A 19,877-nucleotide genomic window follows, 5' to 3' on the forward strand; every position below is an offset into this window, starting at 1 on the left:
GGGGTCTTCTCTCGGTTCAGGACGCGGACTCGACGAGGAGCGGCAGGCGGCGCCGCTCGGGGACCCGGGAGATCAGGCCGAGTTCCTCGGACAGCTCGGTGGCGAAGCAGCCGTCCTTGTACGTGCCGGCCATCCGCTTGGCGGTGAACGCCTCGATCTCGTCGTGGTCGAACTCCACGTCGTACGTGGTCTCTTCGGCGGTGACCGTGCGGGTCAGGATGCCGAGGTGCGGCTCGAAGGTGTTGACGCAGCCCACGATGTCCCCGATCTTCTCGCGGCGCCCCTCGGGCCCTTCGGAGAGGACCGCCTCCGGCGCGGGAATGGCGGCGAAGAGCTGGCGGCCGGCCCGGCACCAGCCGACGTGGCCGGGGAAGCCCATGGCCTTGATGCCGAACGTGCCGAAGTCCTCGCTGACGCCGAGCTGGAACCGGAGCGGAACCGCCTCGTGGAGCCACTTGAAGTCGCGGTAGGCCTGCTCGACCTCCTCGCGGCTCAGGCGCAGTTCGGGGTGGCGGTTGCCGTGGTCGGTGAAGTTGTTGAACCGGACGGTGGCCACGCCGAGCTTGTTGAAGTAGTGGGCGTAGCGCTCCAGCGAGGTGCGGCCGTGGTTGTGGCGGCCGACGGTCACCCCTATGTTGACGCGGAAGGCGTCCTCGGGGGCGACTCCCTCGTTGTACGCCTCGATGCGGCGCAGCACCTCCTCGGTGTCCGCGCCGGAGAAGACGCCCTTGATCGGGTACGACTTGTGATCGGTGACCTCGAGGTTCTCGTCGATCACGCCGTGGTACGTGATGGAGATGGTGCCGTAGCCGTTCTCCACCGCCCGGTCGAGGAGTTCGCGCCAGTTGTCGGCGAGCAGCGGGCGGCCGCTGGTCCAGGCGTCTCCCTTCTCCATCGTCGCGGTCGGGGTGTGGTCCAACTCCTGCCGGAACTCACGGTTGTTGGCCGGTCCGTAGAGGTTCATGAACTCGCCGTCGTAGGCGAAGCTGTCCACGTAGCGGGGGTAGACGTGGTACCCGTGCGACTGCAGGCCCTCCAGGATCCGGGGGCCCTCCTCCATGGCGAAGGACTTGTCGTACACCTTCTCGTAGTTGACGAACCAGCAGTGGGAGCACTTCTGGCCGCAGGTGTTCTTGCCGACCTTGGTGTCCAGGTCGAGGTAGATGTGGATGTCGTCCGGCTCGATGTCCTTGAAGGGCGTGGAGAACGGAACATCGCCGTGGAAGTCGTACGAAATCGGCGCATTCTGAACAGACATGTGACCCCCGGTTGGATGATGCGGTCAGGAACGAGGCAGGAAGGCTGGGCGGAGCGGGAATCGGCCGAAGGGCGCGGAGGCGCGGGATCGGCCGGAGGGCGGGGAAGCGCGGGGCGCCTCCGCGTCAGGGGCGCGGCTCGGGCGTGGTCGGAGCGGCGGGCGCGGTGGGCGCGGCAGGTGCGGTGGACAGGTTGGGTGCGGTGGGCGCGGTGGTGATCACCGGACGGGCGACGAGTTCCGCGACCGCCGCGGCGCAGGCCTCGGTGCCGTCCGCGGTGAGGACGGCCATGCCGAGCCGGTCGGCGGAGGAGCGCAGCGGCCGGGCCGTGTCGCCGGGCCGGACGGAGAGGTCCCAGGCATGGATCCGCCCGTGGGCGAGGTCCGGCGCCGGGGCGACGGCCGTCACGCGACCGGGCGGGGCGATGAGGAAGACGGTGGCGGCCGCGGGCGCCGTGGCGGGGTCCTGCCGGACCTCCGCGCCGATCGCCCAGCCGAGGGCGGCCTGGCGCCATTCGACTCCGGTGGTCAGCCGGACGAGGTCCGCGAGGCCGTCGCCGCCGAGCCGGGTGTGGGTCTCGATCACGGCGATCTTGTCGCCGTCGACCATGACCTCGGTGTGGCTGGGGCCGTCGGTGAGCCCGAGGACGTCGAGCAGTTCGCCGACCGCCCCGGCGACCAGCTCCTGGCGGCGCGGGTCCAGGGAGGGTGGCGGCATCATGTGGCTGATCTCGACGAAGCCGTCCGTGGTGCCCTTCTCGGCGATGCCGATGACGGTGTGCCGTCCGCCGACGGACAGCACCTCGACGCTGAACTCCCGCCCCTCGGCGAACTGTTCCAGCAGCGTGGCGGCGCTGCGGCGGTCCGCCGGGAGCGCGTCGAGGCCTTCCACCAGGGCGACGGAGGCGCTGCCGACCCCGTCGACCGGCTTGGCGATGGCCCGCCCGTACGCGGCGAACAGCCGCTCCACCGCCTCGGTGTCGTCACCCGCCGCGAAGGCCGGGTTCAGATGGGGCGCCCGGCGCTCCAGGAGCCGCCGCATGGCGAGCTTGTCGCGGGTGGCGCGGACGACGTCCGGATCGACGCCGGTGACGCCGAGCCGGCGGGCGGCCAGCGCGGCCGGCTCCAGGCCGAACTCGGTGAGCGAGACGACGGCGGCGGGCCGCAGGGGGCGCAGCACCTCGTCGGCGAAGTCGAGGAAGGCGGGCAGGTCCCGGAAGTCGGCCGTCAGGACCCGGGTACCGGGGTCGAGGGCGGGGGCGCCGGGCAGCTGGACGTGGACCAGCTCACCGGGTAAGGACGCGGCGGCCCTGGCCACGGTCGGATTGGCACCGACGATCACGAGAACGGAGACGCCGTCCGCGCTCCCCCGACGGCCCCCGTCGGCCCCGCGCCCCGGACGGTCCCTGTCCGACCCGTGCCCCGGACGGTCCCTGTCCGACCCGTGCCCCGAACGGCCCTCGTCCGACCCGGCCGCATTCCCCGGGCGGTCCCCGCCCGGTCCGTCCGCGTGCCCCGGACAGTCCTCGTCCGGCGCATCCGTGCTCACCGCGTCCACTTTTCCTCCCCCGTTCCGCGCCGACTGCTCGTTCGGTCGACGCGGCGGGCAGAACAATCGCAAGCGTTCTCAAAGGATGTCAACACATTCACAGACAGTCACAATCAATCCTTACGACCCCGTCTGACCTGGCGATCGCCCGTATTCACAGGGCTCACTTGAGGACTCGTACGGCCGACGGAGGGACGGCGCACATCCGTCCACGAACACCCCCGCCACGCCATTCCGGCCAAGTTTTCGCCCGCCAGGACATACTCCGTTCACAAAACCGCAGCGGGAGATGCCGGTTGTCGGCGGTTTTTGGTCAAGTGTCGGGCGGGGGTGCCGGGCGGCGGTGAAACGGGAGCCCGGCCCGGGCGGAAGGCCGGCGTCCGACCTCTGGTGACAGTTCCCCAACGTCGGCCTCGACGGCGGAATTTCGCCTGTGCCGCGCTGGAGCCGCCCGGAACAGCCTGTAGCGTGAACGGAAGATCATCCGTCCGGTTTGTCTCGGGCGGTGATCGCGAACGCACACCATGGGGGAAGGAACGGAACATGTTCAGCAAGAAGGAAGCACATCTGATCGCGCTCAGCGACCTCGACGACGCGCGGGACGCGGTGCGCGGGGCCCTGTCGGACGCTCCCGCCGACGAGGCTCCCGGGCTGCGGCGGGCCGCGCGGATCCTGGACGAGCTCGCGGAGCGCGGCGGTGAGCCGCGGGTGCGCTGGGCCCGCGGGATCCTGGAGCGCGACGGCGTGAACCCCGTCACCCACGAGGTGGCGGCGATCCGCGCCCTGCGCCAGGAACTGCCGGGGCTGAGCCTGCTGGCCGCCACGGACCTGGCCCGGGAGACCAAGCTCGCCCAGCAGTCCTGAACTCCGCACAACGGGCGTGACGCACGCTCAGAGCCCTTATGTGACGACGCACTCGGGCCGCGCGCGCCGTGCCCTCAAGGCAGCGTCCACCACCGCACCGTCACCAGGTAGAACACCAGCGCCCAGAAGGCCATCACCACGGCGACCAGGCCCAGGCCGCGGAGGTTGCTCCGGGACCGGGATTCGTGCGGGGGTGGGCGCAGCCAGCGGCCGAGCAGGGGGTTCACGTAGTACGGCATGGTCAGGAAGCTCATGATGAAGCTCGACAGCAGGTTGCCGACGAGCAGGTTGATCCAGAGCGGCATGTGGGCGGGGGCCAGGAGCAGGGACAGCAGGACGACCGTCGGGTACAGACCGACCCAGACGGCGAGCGAGGTCCTGGTCTCGGAGGCCGGCGGCGGTGCCTCCTTGCCGTTGCTGTCGAAGGCGAACCAGCTGCCGAAGGAGTTGTCGATCGTACGGAGGCGGAAGTCGCTGAACTTCTCGCCCTCGGCGAGGATCGCCTGCCGCGCCGGCGAGGTCAGCCAGGCGTCGAGGTGTTCGGCGTTGTCGTAGCGGTACAGCGTGGTCCATTCCTCCTGGAGGCCCTCGATGGGGCGGAACAGCTCCGTGCCGCGGAACCCCTCGAACCGGCTCTCCTCCCGGACCATGCGCCGCTGCCAGTCGAGGAAGTTGTCGATCTGGTCCGGCGGGACGCGGTGGGTGACCACCACGGTGACCAGCGGGTCCAGGGCCTGGGGGCCGCTGCTGACCACCTGCTGGGTCGCCGGGCCGTCGAAGTACCGTGCGCCGGCGTCGAGATGGGACTGTCTGGTCCGGCTGTTGATCCACGCCTGGAGATGGGCCACGGAGTCGAACCGGTAGACGATCACCCAGTCGGACTGGAGCCGTGTCGGTGCGGAGATCTCGGCGCCGAGGAATCCGGGACAGGCGGCGGCCGCGGTGTTGAGCTCCCGCTGCCACGCCTCGAACTCCCGGCCCCTGCCCGGCAGGACCTTCTGGCCGATGATCGCCGTCGCCGTGGCGGCCGGGTTCCTTTCGGCGTTCATGGTGGCTCAGCCCGCCGGTACCGAGTGCTCCGTGGGGAGCCGGCCGTAGATACGTTCCGGGGTCAGCGGCAGGGCGCGGTAGCGGACGCCGGTGGCGTCGTGCACCGCGTTCGCGAGCGCCGGGGCGACCGGGTTGATGCAGCACTCGGCCATCCCCTTGGCCCGCATGGGCCCGACCGAGTCCGACGAGCCCACCAGGAGCACCTCGGTACGGGGGATGTCGGCGAAGGCGGGGATGCGGTAGTTGCGGAGGTTCGGGTTGACCATGACGCCGGCGGCGTCGACGTGGTGGTTCTCGGTCAGCGCGAAGCCGATGCCCTGGGCGACCCCGCCCTCGATCTGTCCCCGCACCTGCGCCGGGTTGATGATCACTCCGGCGTCCGCGGCCTGCACGCTGTACAGGATCCGTATCTCGCCGGTCACGCGGTGCACGGCGACCCGGAACCCATGGGTGTTGGAGGTGACGCTCCGGGGCGAGCCGTACGCCTTGCGCGCGGCGGTGAACCGGATTCCGCGGGCCCGGGCCAGCGCGACGAGTTCGGCCAGGGACATCCGCCGGTCCCCGCAGACGACCCCGTCGTCGTCCATCGCGCACATCACGACGTGCACGCCCGTGTGTGCGGCGGCGAACTCCAGGATGCGGTCGCGTACGGCGTTGGCCGCGCGCAGGACCGCGTTGCCCGCGACGAAGAGTCCGGCGCTCGCGAACGCGCCGGTGTCGAATCCCGTGCGGTCGGTGTCGGACTGCACCAGCCGGATGCGTGAGGGCGTCGTGCCCAGCTGGCCGGCCGCGATCTGGACATGGGCGGTGGAGGTCCCCTCCCCGAACTCGACGGTGCCGACGGCCAGTTCGTAGACGAGGTCGTCGCCCAGCGTGACCCAGGCCTCCGAGATGTGATCGGTCGGGGGCGCGGTCTCGTGCAGGGAACTGGCCGCGCCGGCCCCGACGAGCCACTCCGGGCCGGGCGGGGGACGGTCAGCGGCGCGGGCCAGGGCGTCGCCCACCAGGTCGATGCAGGTGGCGAGTCCGTCCTCGGTGAAGATCACGTCGTCGGGGCCGTCGTGCAGGGCGACGAGGGGCTCCCCCGGCCGCACGATGTTGCGCCGGCGCAGTTGCAGGGGGTCCATGTGCAGGGCGCGGGCCAGTTCGTCCATCGCGGACTCCACGGCGAACGCCGGCTGGGTCATCCCGTAGCCGCGCAGCGCCCCGCTGGGCACGGTGTTGGTGTAGACGGAGTACGCGTCGTACTTCTTGTTGGGGCAGCGGTAGATCATGACGGCGGCTCCGCCCGCGTACATCGTCTCGCCGCCGTGGTTGCCATAGGCCCCGGTGTTCGACACGTTGCGCACCTGGAAGGCGGTGAGCGTGCCGTCGGCCTTCGCGCCGAGCCTGACGGTCAGGGACATCGGATGGCGCGGCGAGGCGGTGGTGAACTCCTCCTCGCGGGTGTACTCCAGACAGGTGGGCCGCCCGGTGTCCAGGGTGGCGAGCGCGACCAGGTCCTCCGCGATCACCTCCTGCTTTCCGCCGAAACCGCCGCCGACGCGCTTGCAGAACACCCTCAACTGGTCGGGTCTCAGGGCGAACAGGTACTCCAGCTTGACCTTGGCGATCGACGGGGACTGCGAGCTGGTGCGGACGTTCAGCCGGCCGTCCTCCATCCAGGCGATGGACCCGTGTGTCTCCAGGTGCGCGTGCTGCACCCGCGGGGAGAAGTACGTGCCCTCGTGGATCACGTCGGCCGCGGCGAACCCTGCGTCGACGTCGCCGATGTGCGAGTGGAGTTCGAGCAGGATGTTGTGGACCGGGTCGCGGACGAACGGGTCCTCGCAGCCGTGCAGTTGGGGGGCTCCGTCGGCCATCGCCGCGTCGGGGTCGAACACCGCGGGCAGCACCTCGTAGTCGACCGCGAGCCGGCGGCAGCCCTCCTCGGCGGCGCCGGCCGTGTCGGCGAGGACCGCGGCGACGCGCTGTCCGGCGAAGCGCATCGTGTCGTCGAGGATGAAGGTGTCGTCGGGGTCGACGAGGTGGTCGGTGTGGATCGCCGTGGTGAAGCGTCTGCGGGGCACGTCCTGCCAGGTGTAGACGCGGTGCACGCCGGGCACGGCCAGGGCCGCGCTCTTGTCGATGGAACGGATCCGGGCGTGCGCGTGCGGCGAGTGCAGCACCTTGAGGTGCAGCATGCCCTCGATCCGGGTGTCCATGGTGAACTCGGCGTGACCCGTCACCACGTCGTGGCCCGCGGGCGCGCCGACGCTCGCCCCGACGGCCTTGCCGGGTGTCGGCGTCTCCACCGCGGCGACGCCCTTCACGGCGTCCTCGATCGCGCGGTATCCGGTGCAGCGGCAGAGGTTCCCCTTCAACGCCCTGGGGAGGTCGGCCTTCTGCTCCTCGGTGAAGGTCGCAGAGGTCATGATCATCCCGGCGGTGCAGAAGCCGCACTGGAAGCCCGGGGCGTTCTCGAACCGCTGTTGCACGGGGTGCGGGGCGCCGGGGCGGCCGAGGCCCTCGATCGTGGTCACCTCGCGGCCGTCCGCGCGGAACGCGGGGGTGATGCAACTGTGCACGGGGGTGCCGTCCAACCACACCGTGCAGGCGCCGCAGTCGCCCGCGTCGCACCCCTTCTTGACGCCGAAGTGGCCGAGTTCGCGCAGGAAGGTGCGCAGGCACTGGCCCGGTGCCGGTTCCCGGCCGAACTCCCGGCCGTTCACCAGGTAGTTCATGACAGATCACCGGTCGTGAGTTCGCGGCGGATCTCCTCGGCGAAGTACCGGCTCAGATGCCGCCGGTGGTCGGGGGTTCCGTTGGGGTCGTCGAACCAGACGCCGTCCGGGACGGCGTCGACGCTCTGCCGCAGGGTCCGGGCGTCGGGCAGCGCCTCGAAGGAGAGGCGCACCGGTCGTGTCGTTCCGGCGGTGATCGTGAGCAACAGGTCGTTCCCGCCCGGCCGTTGGGTACCGACGAGGAACACCGTCGAGCGGCCGAGCCGGGTCAGCGAGAAGCGGCGGTGGGCGGTGCGCCGGCGCAGCGCGTACTCGGGGACGGTGACGCGGCGGAGGATCTCCCCGGGCGCCAGGATGTTGCGGTGGTCGCCGGTGACGAAGTCGAGGGCGTCCACGAAGCGCACGGAGCCGTCGGGCGCCCAGAGTTCGTACCGCGCCTCCAGCGCCACCGTCAGCGTGATCATCGGTCCGGCGGGCAGGGACATGCAGATGTTGCCGCCGACGGTCGCCGCGTTCCACACCTTGAACGAGGAGAGGAACGCCTCGCAGCTCTTCCGGAACAGGATTCCGGCGGTCCAGGGCAGGGGCCAGTCGAAGGCGTACAGGTCGCGGACCGTGCAGGTGGCGCTGATCTCCAGGCCGTCCTCCGTCGGGACGAGGGGTTCCCAGGGCAGTGCCGTCAGGTCGATCAGCCGTCGCAGGCCCGGCTGTTCCATGGAGTAGAGCCAGGTGCCGCCCGCGAGCCAGGCGTCGCCCTCGCGCCAGTCCACGCCCGGATGCCCGGCGGGACGCCGGACCACTTCGGTGATGGTGTTGAGGTCCATGGGAACCGGCCTACGGGGACGCGGGCACGCTGAAGTCGGCGTTCCCCAGGGGAGATTGGAGTGGAATTCCTGCGGATCGAGCAGCTGTCGCCGATCGCGCGGCTGGCGCCGGTCGCGCAGGCTGTCGCTGGTCGCGCAGGCGTCGGCCGCTGTCCCGCACCGCTCGACGCGGGACGGCCGCTGTGGATCGGCGGCCCTGACGCTCTTCACTCAGCTTATCGCAGCAGGGGGACGGGGGCCCGGCCTCGGCGGTTGACCTCGACCGAACTTGAGCTTCTAGGTTCGTGCCGACGCCGGCGGACCGTCCGGCGGTGCCGTACAAGGAGGTTCGTCATGGCCGAGCTCGCAGCGGACGCCGAGATCCCCGACCGCTACCGCTACGCCGTGGTCCCGCACATCATGGTCGACGACGCCGTCGCGGCGATCGATTTCTACCGGCGGGCGTTCGGCGCCCGTGAGGACTTCAGGATCGACGCCCCGGGCGGCGGCGTCCTGCACGCCGAGATCACCATAGGACGGTCGGCGCTGATGCTCGGCGACGCGGCCGCCACCGGGACGGGAACCGGCTCCTTCGCCGCGCCGGCCGCGCTCGGCGGGGGCACGTCCGTCACGCTGCATGTCTTCGTGCCGGACGTCGACGTCCTGGCGGAGCGCGCCGGGGCGGCCGGCGCCGAGATCCTCCAGCCGCCCACCGACATGTTCCACGGCGACCGCACCGCGATCCTGAGAGATCCTTCGGGCCATCTGTGGGTGTTCCTGACCCACCTGGAGGACGTCTCCGAGGAGGAACTGCACCGACGCCTGTCCACGGCGGGATGACCTGCCCGGGACCGGGCGCCGCCTTGCCGAGGCTCAGGCGGCGGTGCCGTCGGCCTCCATCGTCATGCGGGCCACGTGCAGGGCCAGGTACGAGACCTCGTCCTCGCTGAGCCGGCGGCCCAGGCGCAGTTCGACGATCGTGGCCAGCTGCTGCGCGGTGCGGGTCGCCTCCGGGTAGTGCTGGCGGATGCCGACGCCGATCGTGGCCTCCTGGCCCGTCAGCTGCTGGTGCTGCTGGATCCGTACGAAGAGGTAGCGCACATGGGTGATGAAGCGCGCCACGTTCATGGACTCGTGGGAGACGTCCACCCCGTACCGCTCGCGCACGACGGCCAGCATCTGCTGGATGACCCCGGTCATCGTGTACGTGAACGACAGGTCGCCCGAGACGAAGCCCGCGTTGACGAGGTGCAGCGCGAGCGCGGTCGCCTCGGAGGCGTCGAGCTGCCGGACCATGCGCGCGTTGATCGCCTTCAGCAGCAGCCGCGCCTGGGCGTACTCGGTGGCGTACAGCGTCTGGACCTCGGCGCGCAGCGGGTACTCGATGACGGTGCCACGCGCGGCCCGGTCCAGCGCGCCGGCGACATGGTCGGCGATGGCGATGGCGAGGGTGGGCCGGGTGGACTCGCGCCCTTCGATGCCGACGTCGCCGAGGGCGGTCACGACGGCATCGAGGACCTCCTCGCTGATCAGCGCGAGGGCCTCGGCCATCTGGTCGGCGTCGGGGTCGTGCGGACGGTCGTCGGCGGGTACGAAGACGCGCTCGATCAGCGTGGGGTCGACCGCCTTGCCCTGCTGGGAGCTGAAGCCGATGCCGCGGCCGGTGAGAATGACCGGCCGGCCGGTCTCGTCGTTCGCGAGAACCACGTTGTTGTTGAGGACACGCAGAGCCTTCACCGCCGGTTTTCCTTTCCTTCCGTGCCCATCCTCCCCCGAACCCACGCGGCGCGCGCACGTCCCCCCGGTGGGAGGCGTGCGCGCGCCGGACTCGGGACGGTTCGTCACCGCCGTACGGTCACCACAGGGGCGCCGGCGACGACGTCCTGTCCGGTGTGCGGCTCGACCGAGGCCATGTCCGCGGTGTTGAGCACGGTCACGAGGACGACGGTCGGGTGCCCGGCGGCGCGCACCGCGTCCAGGTCGACCTCGGCGAGGAGGTCGCCGGCCGAGACCTTGCGGCCGGCCTCGACGCGCACGTCGAAGCCCTCTCCCTTCATCTGCACCGTGTCGATGCCGATGTGGACGAGCACCTCGACGCCGTCCGCGGTGCGGATGCCGAAGGCGTGGCCCGTGTTGGCGACGCTGATCAGCTCGCCGTCGACCGGGGCGACGACACGGCCGTCGGCCGGCTCGACACCGACGCCCTCGCCGAGGGCGCGGGAGGCGAAGACCGGGTCCTCGACCTCGCCGAGGCCGACGGAACGGCCCGCGACGGGCGCCAGGATGTCGGTGCCCTTCGTGGCGGCGGAGCCGGTGGCGGCGGCGGTCGTGGCACCGGTGGCGGCGGCCGCCGGGGCGCCGACGGCGACGAGCTCACGGTCCTCGGCCGGCGCGGCCTGGGCGGGAACGACGGCCTCGCCGCGGGCGGCGGCCTCGGCCGCGTCGCGCTCGGCGTTGGCCTGGGCGCGCTCGTCCTTGGTGCGGTAGTCGGAGAAGTACACGAGCGCCATCGAGGTGAAGAAGGCGGCCGAGATCGCGATGATGTACTTGATCATCGGGTCGAAGACCGGGATGGTCAGCAGCGAGGTGAAGGCGAAGGCCTTGGTGTTCACGCCGCCCAGGACACCGATGATCACACCGCCGACGAGGCAGCCCACGAGCATGCGCGGGTAGATCCGCTTGAAGCGCAGGTGGATGCCGTAGAGCGACGGCTCGGAGATGCCGCCGAGCAGACCCGCGGCCAGGGCGCCGGTGGCGGTCTGGCGCATGTCCTTCTCACGGTGGCGGATCGACAGCAGCAGGACACCGGCGGTGGCGCCGAAGCAGGCGAAGTTCCACGTGCCCATGGGGCCCTGGATGAAGTCGTACCCGAGGGTGTTGATGTTGACGAGCATGAGCGCGTTCAGCGGCCAGTGCAGGCCCAGCGGCACCAGGAAGGGGTACAGCAGCGGGATCACGATGGCGAAGACGATCGGGGCGTTGCCGTTCAGCCAGGACAGACCCGTGCCGAGGCCGTTGCCGGCCCAGATGCCCATGGGACCGATGAGGAAGGCGGTCATCGGGATCATGATCAGCATGCTGAAGAACGGCACGAAGACCATCTGGACGTTCTCGGGGAAGATCCGCTTCAGACCCTTGTAGACCAGGGCGAGCAGGGCGACCATCAGCAGCGGCACGAACACCTGGCCGCCGTAGTCGTTGAGCTGCATCGGCAGCCCGAAGACGTGCGCCACGGACTCCGTGGTGCCGAGCGTGGTGTTGGTGTGGGTGGTGACGCCGGGCGTCTTGGACCCGATCATGCCGGTGAAGTTCGGGGTCATCACCGCCGCCATCACGGTGGCGCCGACCCACGGGTCGATCTTCAGCTTCTTGGCCGCGTTGTACGCGACCATGATCGGCAGGAAGTACAGCACCGAGCGCCACATCGAGTCGACGAAGACCCAGGAGGCGGACTTGTCGGCCGCGCGGAAGTCGACCAGGCCGAAGGCGTCGAGCATGGAGGCGATCGCGATGATCAGCGAGGCGCCGAGCAGCACACCCAGGAGCGGGCGGAACGAGTCCGAGAGGTACTCGAAGAAGTTGTCCAGCCAGGCGTAGCGGCCGCGGCCCTTGGCGCGCGCCTCGGCCTTGACGTCGGCGTCCGACTTCGGGCGGGACGTGGCGGCCGCGCTCATCGACGGCAGGTTCATGATGTTCGAGAAGACGGTCGCGACCGCTCCGCCGATGACGATCTGGAAGCGGTCGCCGGACTGGGGCACGGTGCCCATGACGCCGTCGAGGGCGTCGAGGGCGGCCTGGTCGACCTTGTCGCCGTCGTGGAGCTGGAACCGCAGCCGCGTCGCGCAGTGCGTGAGGCTCTCGATGTTCTCGGGTCCGCCGACGCCACGGAGGATCTCCTCCGCCAGCGCCCCCGGCGTTGATGTGTTCATGGTGCGTCCCTGCATCCCTGACTTGTGCGATCCTGCATCGGTCCACGACCTGACCGCGTGGACCGAGACAACAAAAAAGGCCCGGGCCGCGCACAATGGCGCCGCCCAGGCCTTGCCTCCCTCAATGGGCACCGCCGCGTCGCACGGGGCGACGGATGGCTTCCATAGGGAGTAACAATCCTGTGATCGATATCGATCGGAAATGACTATAGCACCGGGCGGGCCGGCTCCGGGGTCGCGAGAACGTGACGTACGTCATCGCGCGGCGGAGCCGCCAGGGTCAGGATTCCCGGGCCGTCGCCCCGGCGGCGCCGTCGGCCGGAAGCGGACCGGTGGCCGGAAGCGGACCAGCAGCCAGGGGGAGGTCCAGTTCGAAGCACGCTCCCCCGGACGGTGCCTCGTGGGCCGTGAGCGTACCGCCGTGGCGTCGGGCGACATCGCGGGCGATGGCCAGACCCAGTCCCGCGCCGCCGTCGTCGCGGGCACGGGCGTCGTCCAGCCGCACGAACCGTTCGAAGATCCGCTCGCGCTCGGCGGCCGGCACACCGTCGCCGTCGTCCTCGACCGTGAGGACGACCCTGTCGCCGCCACTCCGTACGCGCACGACGACCCCGGTGTGCGCGTGCCGCCGCGCGTTGTCCAGGAGGTTGCCGACGACCCGCGTCAACTGGCCGCGCGAACCCGCGACTTGATGCCCCGCCTCGGCCTGGAGGGACACCGGGGCCCTGTCGGCGGGGCGGCGCTCCACCTCCTCGCGGGCCAGCTCGCCCAGGTCGAACCGCGCCTGTCCGGGCCCCTCGCCTGCGTCGAGCCGGGCGAGCAGCAGCAGATCGGCGGCCAGGTGCTGGAGCCGTTCGGTGTCCTTGACCGCGCCGGGCACGTCCAGCAGGTGCGGGTGGACCGAACCGACCTCCAGCTGGGTGCGCAACGAGGCGATGGGGCTGCGCAGTTCGTGCGAGGCGTCGGCGACGAAGCGCCGCTGCCGGCCCACGGCGGCCTCCAGCGCGGTGAGCGTCTCGTTGGTGGTGCGGGCCAGCCGGGCCACCTCGTCGCCCGAGGGCGGTTCGGGCACGCGCCGGGAGAGGTCCTCGGAGGCGGTGATCGCCGCCATCTCCCGCCGGATGCCCTCCACGGGGGCCAGGGCCCGCCGGGTCACCAGCCACGTCACACCGCCGACGACCAGCAGCACCAGCGGAAGTCCCGCCAGCATCGCGACGGCCGCGCTGCGGACGGCGCTCTCCCGGGCCGCCAGTGAGGCACCGGCGTGGACGAGCACCGTCCGGCCGCCGAGATCGGTCGCCTTGATCGTGGCGAAGCGGTACGGGGCGTCGCGGCCGTCGACCACCGCGCGCCCGGAGCCCTCCTGGACGGTGTCCCCGATGGTCCCGATGGCCGGGTCGTCGGCCTGGGGCGTCGCGCCGGCACCGCGGTCGTCGGAAGCCCCGTCGTCGGAACCGTGCCCGCCGGAACCGTGGTCGTCGGAGCCCCGGTCGTCGGAACCGTGGTCGTCCGAACCGCTTCCGGTCGAGCCGCGGCGGGCCGAGCCGCTGTCGTCCGTGCCCTCGCCGCCGCGGCCCCTGCCGCGCCCGCGGCCACCACGGTGGTCGTCGGCCGCCCCGGTGCCGGATCCGGTCGCGGCGGCCGGTGTCGGGGAGACCGACGGGGAGGCGGAGAGGGACGGGGCCGCACCGGGGCCGGCCCCGGTGGCAGTGGGAGCGGGAGTAGGAGCGGGAACGGTACGCGGCACGCGCACGGCCGAGACACCGGTGCCGCTGATGCTCTCCAGTCCCCCGCCGACCGCCAGCAGACGGCCGTCCTCGTCGGTCACCTGCACCGGGATTCCCTCCCGCGCCCCCTCCGGCAGCGGCAGCCGGGCGTCACCCCCACGCCAGGTGGCGACGCCGAGGGCGATCCTGCGGGCCGTGTCGTCGGCCTCGTTCTGCGCCTGTTCGGTGAGGTTCACCCGCAGGGACGTCAGCACCGCGACCCCGGCGGCCACCAGCGCGGCCGTCACCACGACGGTGGCCCACACGACCAGAGTGGCCTTCACGGAACCGAGCAGTCGCCGCTTCACGAAGCCACCAGCCGGTATCCCGCGCCGCGCACGGTCTCGATCGTGTCCGTGCCGAGTTTGCGACGCAGCGCGCTCACGTACACCTCGACGATGTTCGGGTCGCCGTCGTAGGCGAAGTCCCAGACGTGCTCCAGGATCTCCGGCTTGCCGACCACCTGTCCGGCGCGGGTGACGAGCTGCTCCAGCACGGCGAACTCCTTCGCGGTGAGGGCCACTTCGGTCTCGTCCCGGCACACCCGGCGCGTTGCCGTGTCGACCACGAGCCGTCCGGCGCGCAGGACCGGAGAGGCCCCGGCGGAGCCTCGGCGGCGCAGCAGCGCCTTCACGCGGGCCACCAGGACGACGTACGAGAACGGTTTCGTGAGGTAGTCGTCGGCGCCGGTGTCCAGGCCCTCGGCCTCGTCGTACTCCCCGTCCTTGGCCGTGAGCATCAGGATCGGCACGTCGTGGCCCGCCGCGCGCAGGGCGGCGCAGACCCGGTAGCCGTTGAGGCCCGGCAGCATGATGTCGAGGATCACGAGGTCGTGGACGCCTTCGGAGGCCAGGTGCAGGCCCTCGATCCCGTCGTGGACGACGTCCACGGCGAAGCCCTCGGCCCGCAGGCCCTTCGCCAGCGAGAGCGCGAGCCGCCTCTCGTCCTCCACGATCAACAGGCGCATGGGCACAGCCTCCCAGAACGAACCTGAAGCGATCTTCAGGTGGCTTCAGCGGCCCTTCAGCTTCGCCCGGGCACATTGGCGTCGTCCGACAGGCAGGACACGGTAACGACACAGGCCGGGCGGCAGTCCGGCAGGGGAGGTCCGACATGAAGCGCACCGCATCCATCACCACCGTCCTGGTGGCGGCCGTACTCGTCGCCGGCGGCGGGTACACGGCGCTCGCCACCGGCGGCACCGGCCGGCACGGCGGGGGCCCCGAGGACCGGCCGTCCGCGGCCGCCCCGGCGACGGCCTCGCCGTCCGCGTCCGCCGCGCGGACGGCGGCCCAGGCGTCGGCCGCGGCGCTCCGGGCGTACCCGGGCACGGTCGTCGGGGTCGAACGCGACGAGAACCACCCGGGCCACTGGGAGGTTCACCTCCTCGGCACCGACCACGTCCGGCGCGAGGTCCGCGTCGACATGCGAACGGGCACGGTGGTCCTGGACCGGCACGGCGAGGGCCGGCTCGGTTCCGGACGGCTCGACGACGACGGGCAGGGCGAGGACCGGCACGGGGAGGGCCGCCTCGAGGACGGCCGGCACCGCGAGGGCCGCCTTGGCGACGACCGGCACGGCGACGGCCACCGCGGTGGCGATGACGACGGCGGCCGTTCCGCGCGGGACGCCGACCGCTCCCACAGCGGGCGGGACGACCGGGGCGGACACGACGGGGGCGACGACCACACCGCCGCGCCGCGGTGAGCGGCCTGTGCCGCGCCCGGCCGTCCGGACAGGACCGGGCGGGGCGCGGCACGGGTACCGGTCGGGCGAGCGTGGCCCCGTCCGGGCCTACGGTGTCGCGTCCGCCGTGACCGGGAGCTGGTCCTCGTCCGGGCGGCCCGTCCTGAACTGGGTCCGGTACAGCTCCGCGTAGCGGCCGTCCGCGGCGAGCAGGTCCTCGTGGGTGCCCCGCTCGACGATCCGGCCTGCCTCGACCACGAGGATCAGGTCGGCGGCCCGGACCGTCGACAGGCGGTGGGCGATCACGACGGCGGTGCGGCCCTCCAGCGCCTCGGCGAGCGCCTCCTGGACGGCCGCCTCCGAGGTGTTGTCCAGATGGGCGGTGGCCTCGTCCAGGATGACGACCCGCTGGCGGGCGAGCAGCAGCCGGGCGATGGTCATGCGCTGGCGTTCGCCGCCGGAGAGCCGGTAGCCGCGCTCGCCGACGACGGTGTCGAGGCCGTCGGGCAGGGACCGTACGAGTTCGTCGAGCCGGGCCCGGCGCAGTACGTCCCACAGCTCGTCCTCGGCCGCCTCGGGCCGGGCGAGGAGCAGGTTCTCGCGGACGGAGTCGTGGAAGAGGTGCCCGTCCTGGGTGACCATGCCGAGGGTCTCGCGCATCGACACGGCGCTGAGGTCGCGGACGTCGACGCCGCCGATCCGCACGGCCCCGGCGTCGGTGTCGTACAGCCGCGGCAGCAGCTGCGCGATGGTCGACTTCCCGGCGCCGGAGGAGCCGACGAGCGCGACGGTCTGGCCGGGTTCGGCGCGGAAGGAGATGCCGTGCAGGACCTCGTCGCCGCCGCGGGTGTCGAGGGCGGCGACCTCCTCCAGGGAGGCGAGGGACACCTTGTCGGCGGAGGGGTAGGCGAAACGGACGTCGTCGAACTCGACGGCCGCGGGCCCGTCCGGGACCGTACGGGGTTCCGGCTTCTCCTCGATGAGCGGCTTCAGGTCGAGCACCTCGAAGACGCGCTCGAAGCTGACCAGGGCGCTCATGACCTCGACGCGCGCCCCGGCGAGCGAGGTGAGCGGCGCGTACAGCCGGGTGAGCAGCAGGGCCAGCGAGACGACGGCGCCCGGTTCCAGGGTGCCCTCGAGGGCGAACCAGCCGCCGAGCCCGTAGACGAGGGCGAGCGCGAGGGCCGAGACCAGGGTCAGGGCGGTGATGAAGGCGGACTGCGCCATCGCCGTACGGACCCCGATGTCCCGCACCCGCCGGGCGCGCGCCGCGAACTCGGCGGACTCCTCCCCGGGCCGCCCGAAGAGCTTGACGAGGGTGGCGCCGGGCGCGGAGAACCGCTCGGTCATCCGGGTGCCCATGGCGGCGTTGAGGTCGGCGGCCTCCCGCTGGAGCTTCGCCATACGGCTGCCCATCCGGCGGGCGGGGATCACGAACACCGGCAGCAGGACCAGCGCGAGCAGGGTGATCTGCCAGGACAGGGTGAGCATCACGACCAGGGTGAGCAGCAGGGTCACCAGGTTGCTGACGACTCCGGACAGGGTGTTGCTGAACGCGCGCTGGGCGCCGATCACGTCGTTGTTGAGTCGACTGACGAGCGCGCCCGTACGTGTACGTGTGAAGAACGCGACCGGCATGCGCTGCACATGATCGAAGACAGCGGTCCGCAGATCCAGGATGAGTCCCTCGCCGAGCGTCGACGAGAGCCAGCGGCTCAGGATCCCGAAGCCCGCCTCGGCGACCGCGATGACGGCGATGAGCACGGAAAGACGGACGACGGTGCTCTCGTCCCCGTGGGCCACGATCGTGTCCACGACGTGCCCCGCGAGCACCGGCGTCGCGACGGCCAGCAGCGCCGTCACCACACTGAGGAGGACGAACTGCGCGATACGGCGGCGGTGCGGACGGGCGAAGGCGGCGATGCGGCGCAGGGTCGCGCGGTCGAAGGGACGCCGCTCCTGTTGGGCGTTCATGACACTGTGCAACTGTGTCCAGGCTGTGGTCTCCATGCTCATGAGAGAGACAGTAGGACCTCAAGCTTTGTTGAGGTCAAGGGATCCGGGCGGCGGGGCATCCGGGTGCGGCCTGCCGCGCCTGCGGGGGCGGGGGCGGCACCCCGGCCCGGCACCGGGATCGGCCACTCGGGCGGTGGTGCGGGCGGCACCGGAATCGGGCGTGCGGGCGGTGACGATGGCGTTGGTGCTGGCACCGCCGGAGTCGGCCGCGCCGGTGGCGGTGCTGTCGCCGCCGGAGTCGGCCGCGCGGGTGGCGGTGCTGCCGCCGCCGGAGTCGGGCGCGCGGCCGGTGTCGCTGCCGGCGCCGTGGTCGGCCCGGTGGCCGGCATCGAGGTGAACGGCGGGGTCCGCCCGGCGCGGCGCGAGGCGGTCGCCCCTCCCTCGGCTTGCGCAGCGTGTCAGCCGCCGTCCCCGCGCCCGCAACCTCGCGTTGGGGCGACGGGGAAAACCTCTTCGGATGTGACAGCCGTACGCCTCCCCCGGGCACTGCCCCGGCTCCCCCGCCGCCTCGTGCTCGCGCCGGCCCTCCGGCCGCTCCTGTGCCTGCTCCCGCTGGCGCTGGTCCTCGTGGTGGCCGTGCGCCACCGGTCCGTGCTCGTCGAGGGTTTCGGCCATCTGCGGTCGGCCGAGTGGCCCTGGCTCGTCGCCGCGGCCGCCGCGACCTGTCTGACCTGGGTGGCCGCGGCCGTGACCCGGCAGGGAGCGGTCGTGGAGCGGCTGCCCGCCCGCCGACTGCTCGCCACCCAGTTCGCCGCGGGCGCCGCGAACCACCTGCTGCCGACGGGGCTCGGCGCCGGCGCGGTCAATCTGCGGTTCATGACGGTGTGCGGGGTGCCCCTGGCCCGTTCCTCGGCGGCGCTCGCGCTGTATCTGCTGGCCGAGGCCGTCGCCCGGCTGACCCTGCTCCTCGGGCTGCTGATCGCGTTTCCCGACGCGCTGCGCGTCGAGGGGCTGATCCCGGACGGCGCGGTCGGCCCGCTGCTGCTCGGCGCGGCCCTGGCGGTGTGCGGCGCGCTGGCCGTGCTCGCTCTCGTACGACGGCTGCGCGCGGCCCTGTTCTCCTTCCTGCGCACCGCCCTCGGCGAGGCCCGCTCGGTGCACGCCCGTCCGTCCCGGGCCCTCGCACTGTGGGGCGGCTCGCTGGCCTTCCCGCTGCTCCAGGCGGCCGGGCTGGCCTCGGTGGGCCGGGCGCTGGGCCTGCCGGTGTCCCCCACGCACATGATCACCGCCTATCTGGCGGCGACCGTCGCGGTCGCGCTGGTGCCGACGCCCGGCGGGCTCGGCTCGGTGGAGGCGGCGCTGATCGTGGCCCTGGTCGCCGCGGGCGGCCCGGTGGCGGTGGCCACCGCGGTCGTCCTGGGGTACCGGATCATCACGGTGTGGCTGCCGCTGCTGCCGGGGGCTCTGACGCTGGGGGCGCTGGTGCGCTGGAAGGTGATCTGACCTGCGGGTGGGCCGGGGCGGGGGCCTGTCCGCCCCGGCGCAGGGGGTCGCCCGGGAGATGCCGTCGCGCGGCGTGAAGTGCACCGCCCGCCGAGTGGGCACGGTCGCGCCAGGGCTCGCGCCCCGCCGACGGGCTCGGCGTTGCGCGCCCGACTCGACGCACAGAGGGAACGCGGCGCTCCCGAGCTCGGCGTTGCACGCCCACGACGCCCTCGCCACGCGCTGCGCCCGGCGGGGCCCACACCGCACGACGCGGCGGGGCCCGGACCGACGTGCAGGGCACCGAGGCAGCCCGGTGGGCCGGGGCTCGGCGATACACACCCAGCCCGGCCCGCGCCACGCGCTGCGCGCGACCGAGCCCACACCCCCGAAGCGCTCAGCCGGGACCGGCGCACATGGGCGCAGCGGCAGTACGGTGCGGCGCAGGTCGATGTTCCGCGCCCAGCCCGGCCCGCGCCGCGGGCTGCACCCGAAGGAGCACACCGCCCGCCGCGGCACGGCCCGGACCGACGCCCAAGGCACCGAGGCAGCCCGGTGCACCGGGCCCGGTGTCGCACGCCCAGCCCAGCCCGGCCCGCGCCGAGCGCTACGCCCGACGGAGCCCACACCGCCCGACCCGGCTCGGCCCGGACCGGCACCCACGGCGCAGAGGGGGCGCGGTGTACAGCGGTTCGGCGTCGCGCGGTCCGGCACAGCCCGCACCGCCGGGTGCGGCGCCGGCCGGGCACCGCGCCGCACCCCGTGCGTTCCCGCACCAGCCGTGATACCGATGAGTAACTACGGCGTGCGGTGG

Annotated in this window: 14 protein-coding genes and 1 pseudogene; 5 read left to right on the plus strand and 10 right to left on the minus strand. The window is 72.4% G+C overall.

Annotated features, from left to right (window positions below):
- Positions 1-16 precede the first annotated feature (16 nt).
- Together IO36_RS08980 and IO36_RS42980 are read right to left on the minus strand one after the other, a co-directional pair.
- Positions 17-1,258, minus strand: a complete 1,242-nt coding sequence (locus IO36_RS08980; RefSeq protein WP_051900177.1) for a hypothetical protein — start codon at positions 1,256-1,258, stop codon at positions 17-19.
- Between the two features lie 124 nt (positions 1,259-1,382).
- The gene (locus IO36_RS42980) at positions 1,383-2,573 is read right to left on the minus strand and encodes an ATP-grasp domain-containing protein (RefSeq protein WP_245173173.1); all 1,191 of its coding nucleotides are present in this window, start codon (positions 2,571-2,573) and stop codon (positions 1,383-1,385) included.
- A gap of 774 nt (positions 2,574-3,347) precedes the next feature.
- Here IO36_RS42980 and IO36_RS08990 point away from each other — a divergent pair.
- Positions 3,348-3,668 (plus strand): hypothetical protein, encoded by a 321-nt coding sequence (locus IO36_RS08990; protein ID WP_037617900.1) that lies wholly within the window; start codon positions 3,348-3,350, stop codon positions 3,666-3,668.
- A 74-nt stretch (positions 3,669-3,742) separates the two neighbouring features.
- Here IO36_RS08990 and IO36_RS08995 read toward each other — a convergent pair whose 3' ends face one another.
- Genes IO36_RS08995 through IO36_RS09005 form a run of 3 tightly spaced genes read right to left on the minus strand, consistent with a single transcriptional unit; the run spans position 3,743 to position 8,265 of the window.
- Entirely contained in the window at positions 3,743-4,717 is a 975-nt protein-coding gene (locus IO36_RS08995; protein ID WP_037617901.1) for an antibiotic biosynthesis monooxygenase, read from the minus strand.
- 6 nt (positions 4,718-4,723) lie between these two features.
- On the minus strand, positions 4,724-7,441 hold the full coding sequence (locus IO36_RS09000) for a molybdopterin-dependent oxidoreductase (protein ID WP_037617903.1): 2,718 nt from the start codon (positions 7,439-7,441) through the stop codon (positions 4,724-4,726).
- A complete protein-coding gene (locus IO36_RS09005) occupies positions 7,438-8,265 on the minus strand; it encodes an FAD binding domain-containing protein (RefSeq protein WP_037617906.1) in 828 nt (275 codons plus the stop codon). Before IO36_RS09005 ends, IO36_RS09000 begins: the two co-directional genes overlap by 4 nt.
- A gap of 333 nt (positions 8,266-8,598) precedes the next feature.
- On the opposite strand from IO36_RS09005, the gene IO36_RS09010 reads away from it, so the two are divergent.
- Positions 8,599-9,084, plus strand: coding sequence for a VOC family protein (locus tag IO36_RS09010; protein WP_037617908.1), 486 nt, complete (start codon positions 8,599-8,601; stop codon positions 9,082-9,084).
- Between the two features lie 33 nt (positions 9,085-9,117).
- Here IO36_RS09010 and IO36_RS09015 read toward each other — a convergent pair whose 3' ends face one another.
- The 4 genes and pseudogenes from IO36_RS09015 to IO36_RS09030 form a co-directional block, all read right to left on the minus strand.
- The gene (locus IO36_RS09015) at positions 9,118-9,981 is read right to left on the minus strand and encodes a PRD domain-containing protein (protein WP_037617910.1); all 864 of its coding nucleotides are present in this window, start codon (positions 9,979-9,981) and stop codon (positions 9,118-9,120) included.
- A gap of 104 nt (positions 9,982-10,085) precedes the next feature.
- Positions 10,086-12,173: a glucose PTS transporter subunit IIA gene (locus IO36_RS09020; protein WP_037618575.1), complete on the minus strand. Its 2,088-nt coding sequence runs from the start codon at positions 12,171-12,173 to the stop codon at positions 10,086-10,088.
- 280 nt (positions 12,174-12,453) lie between these two features.
- Positions 12,454-13,722 (minus strand): annotated as a pseudogene (locus tag IO36_RS44295) (sensor histidine kinase); the annotation flags it as partial.
- Between the two features lie 521 nt (positions 13,723-14,243).
- Positions 14,244-14,906 carry a response regulator transcription factor gene (locus IO36_RS09030; protein ID WP_037617912.1) on the minus strand — a complete coding sequence of 221 codons (663 nt, stop codon included), beginning with the start codon at positions 14,904-14,906 and terminating at the stop codon, positions 14,244-14,246.
- Between the two features lie 146 nt (positions 14,907-15,052).
- Between IO36_RS09030 and IO36_RS42985 the strand changes: the two genes are divergently transcribed.
- Complete coding sequence (locus tag IO36_RS42985; protein ID WP_051900179.1) at positions 15,053-15,646, plus strand: PepSY domain-containing protein; 594 nt, start codon at positions 15,053-15,055, stop codon at positions 15,644-15,646.
- A gap of 87 nt (positions 15,647-15,733) precedes the next feature.
- Here IO36_RS42985 and IO36_RS09040 read toward each other — a convergent pair whose 3' ends face one another.
- Positions 15,734-17,635 carry an ABC transporter ATP-binding protein gene (locus IO36_RS09040; RefSeq protein ID WP_209441171.1) on the minus strand — a complete coding sequence of 634 codons (1,902 nt, stop codon included), beginning with the start codon at positions 17,633-17,635 and terminating at the stop codon, positions 15,734-15,736.
- A gap of 139 nt (positions 17,636-17,774) precedes the next feature.
- Between IO36_RS09040 and IO36_RS46760 the strand changes: the two genes are divergently transcribed.
- On the plus strand, positions 17,775-17,978 hold the full coding sequence (locus IO36_RS46760) for a hypothetical protein (protein WP_158997274.1): 204 nt from the start codon (positions 17,775-17,777) through the stop codon (positions 17,976-17,978).
- 122 nt (positions 17,979-18,100) lie between these two features.
- Entirely contained in the window at positions 18,101-19,084 is a 984-nt protein-coding gene (locus IO36_RS09045; RefSeq protein WP_078943078.1) for a lysylphosphatidylglycerol synthase transmembrane domain-containing protein, read from the plus strand.
- Positions 19,085-19,877: the final 793 nt, after the last annotated feature.

Source organism: Streptomyces aureus (genome assembly GCF_000725495.1).
In the GTDB taxonomy this organism is placed as follows: Bacteria; Actinomycetota; Actinomycetes; order Streptomycetales; family Streptomycetaceae; genus Streptomyces; species Streptomyces aureus_B.

Coding starts and splice junctions, on each gene's coding strand:
- IO36_RS08980 (WP_051900177.1), bottom strand. CDS start 1,258: ATGTCTGTTCAGAATGCGCCGATTTCGTACGACTTCCACGGCGATGTT.
- IO36_RS08990 (WP_037617900.1), top strand. CDS start 3,348: ATGTTCAGCAAGAAGGAAGCACATCTGATCGCGCTCAGCGACCTCGAC.
- IO36_RS08995 (WP_037617901.1), bottom strand. CDS start 4,717: ATGAACGCCGAAAGGAACCCGGCCGCCACGGCGACGGCGATCATCGGC.
- IO36_RS09000 (WP_037617903.1), bottom strand. CDS start 7,441: ATGAACTACCTGGTGAACGGCCGGGAGTTCGGCCGGGAACCGGCACCG.
- IO36_RS09005 (WP_037617906.1), bottom strand. CDS start 8,265: ATGGACCTCAACACCATCACCGAAGTGGTCCGGCGTCCCGCCGGGCAT.
- IO36_RS09010 (WP_037617908.1), top strand. CDS start 8,599: ATGGCCGAGCTCGCAGCGGACGCCGAGATCCCCGACCGCTACCGCTAC.
- IO36_RS09020 (WP_037618575.1), bottom strand. CDS start 12,173: ATGAACACATCAACGCCGGGGGCGCTGGCGGAGGAGATCCTCCGTGGC.
- IO36_RS09030 (WP_037617912.1), bottom strand. CDS start 14,906: ATGCGCCTGTTGATCGTGGAGGACGAGAGGCGGCTCGCGCTCTCGCTG.
- IO36_RS42985 (WP_051900179.1), top strand. CDS start 15,053: ATGAAGCGCACCGCATCCATCACCACCGTCCTGGTGGCGGCCGTACTC.
- IO36_RS09040 (WP_209441171.1), bottom strand. CDS start 17,635: ATGGAGACCACAGCCTGGACACAGTTGCACAGTGTCATGAACGCCCAA.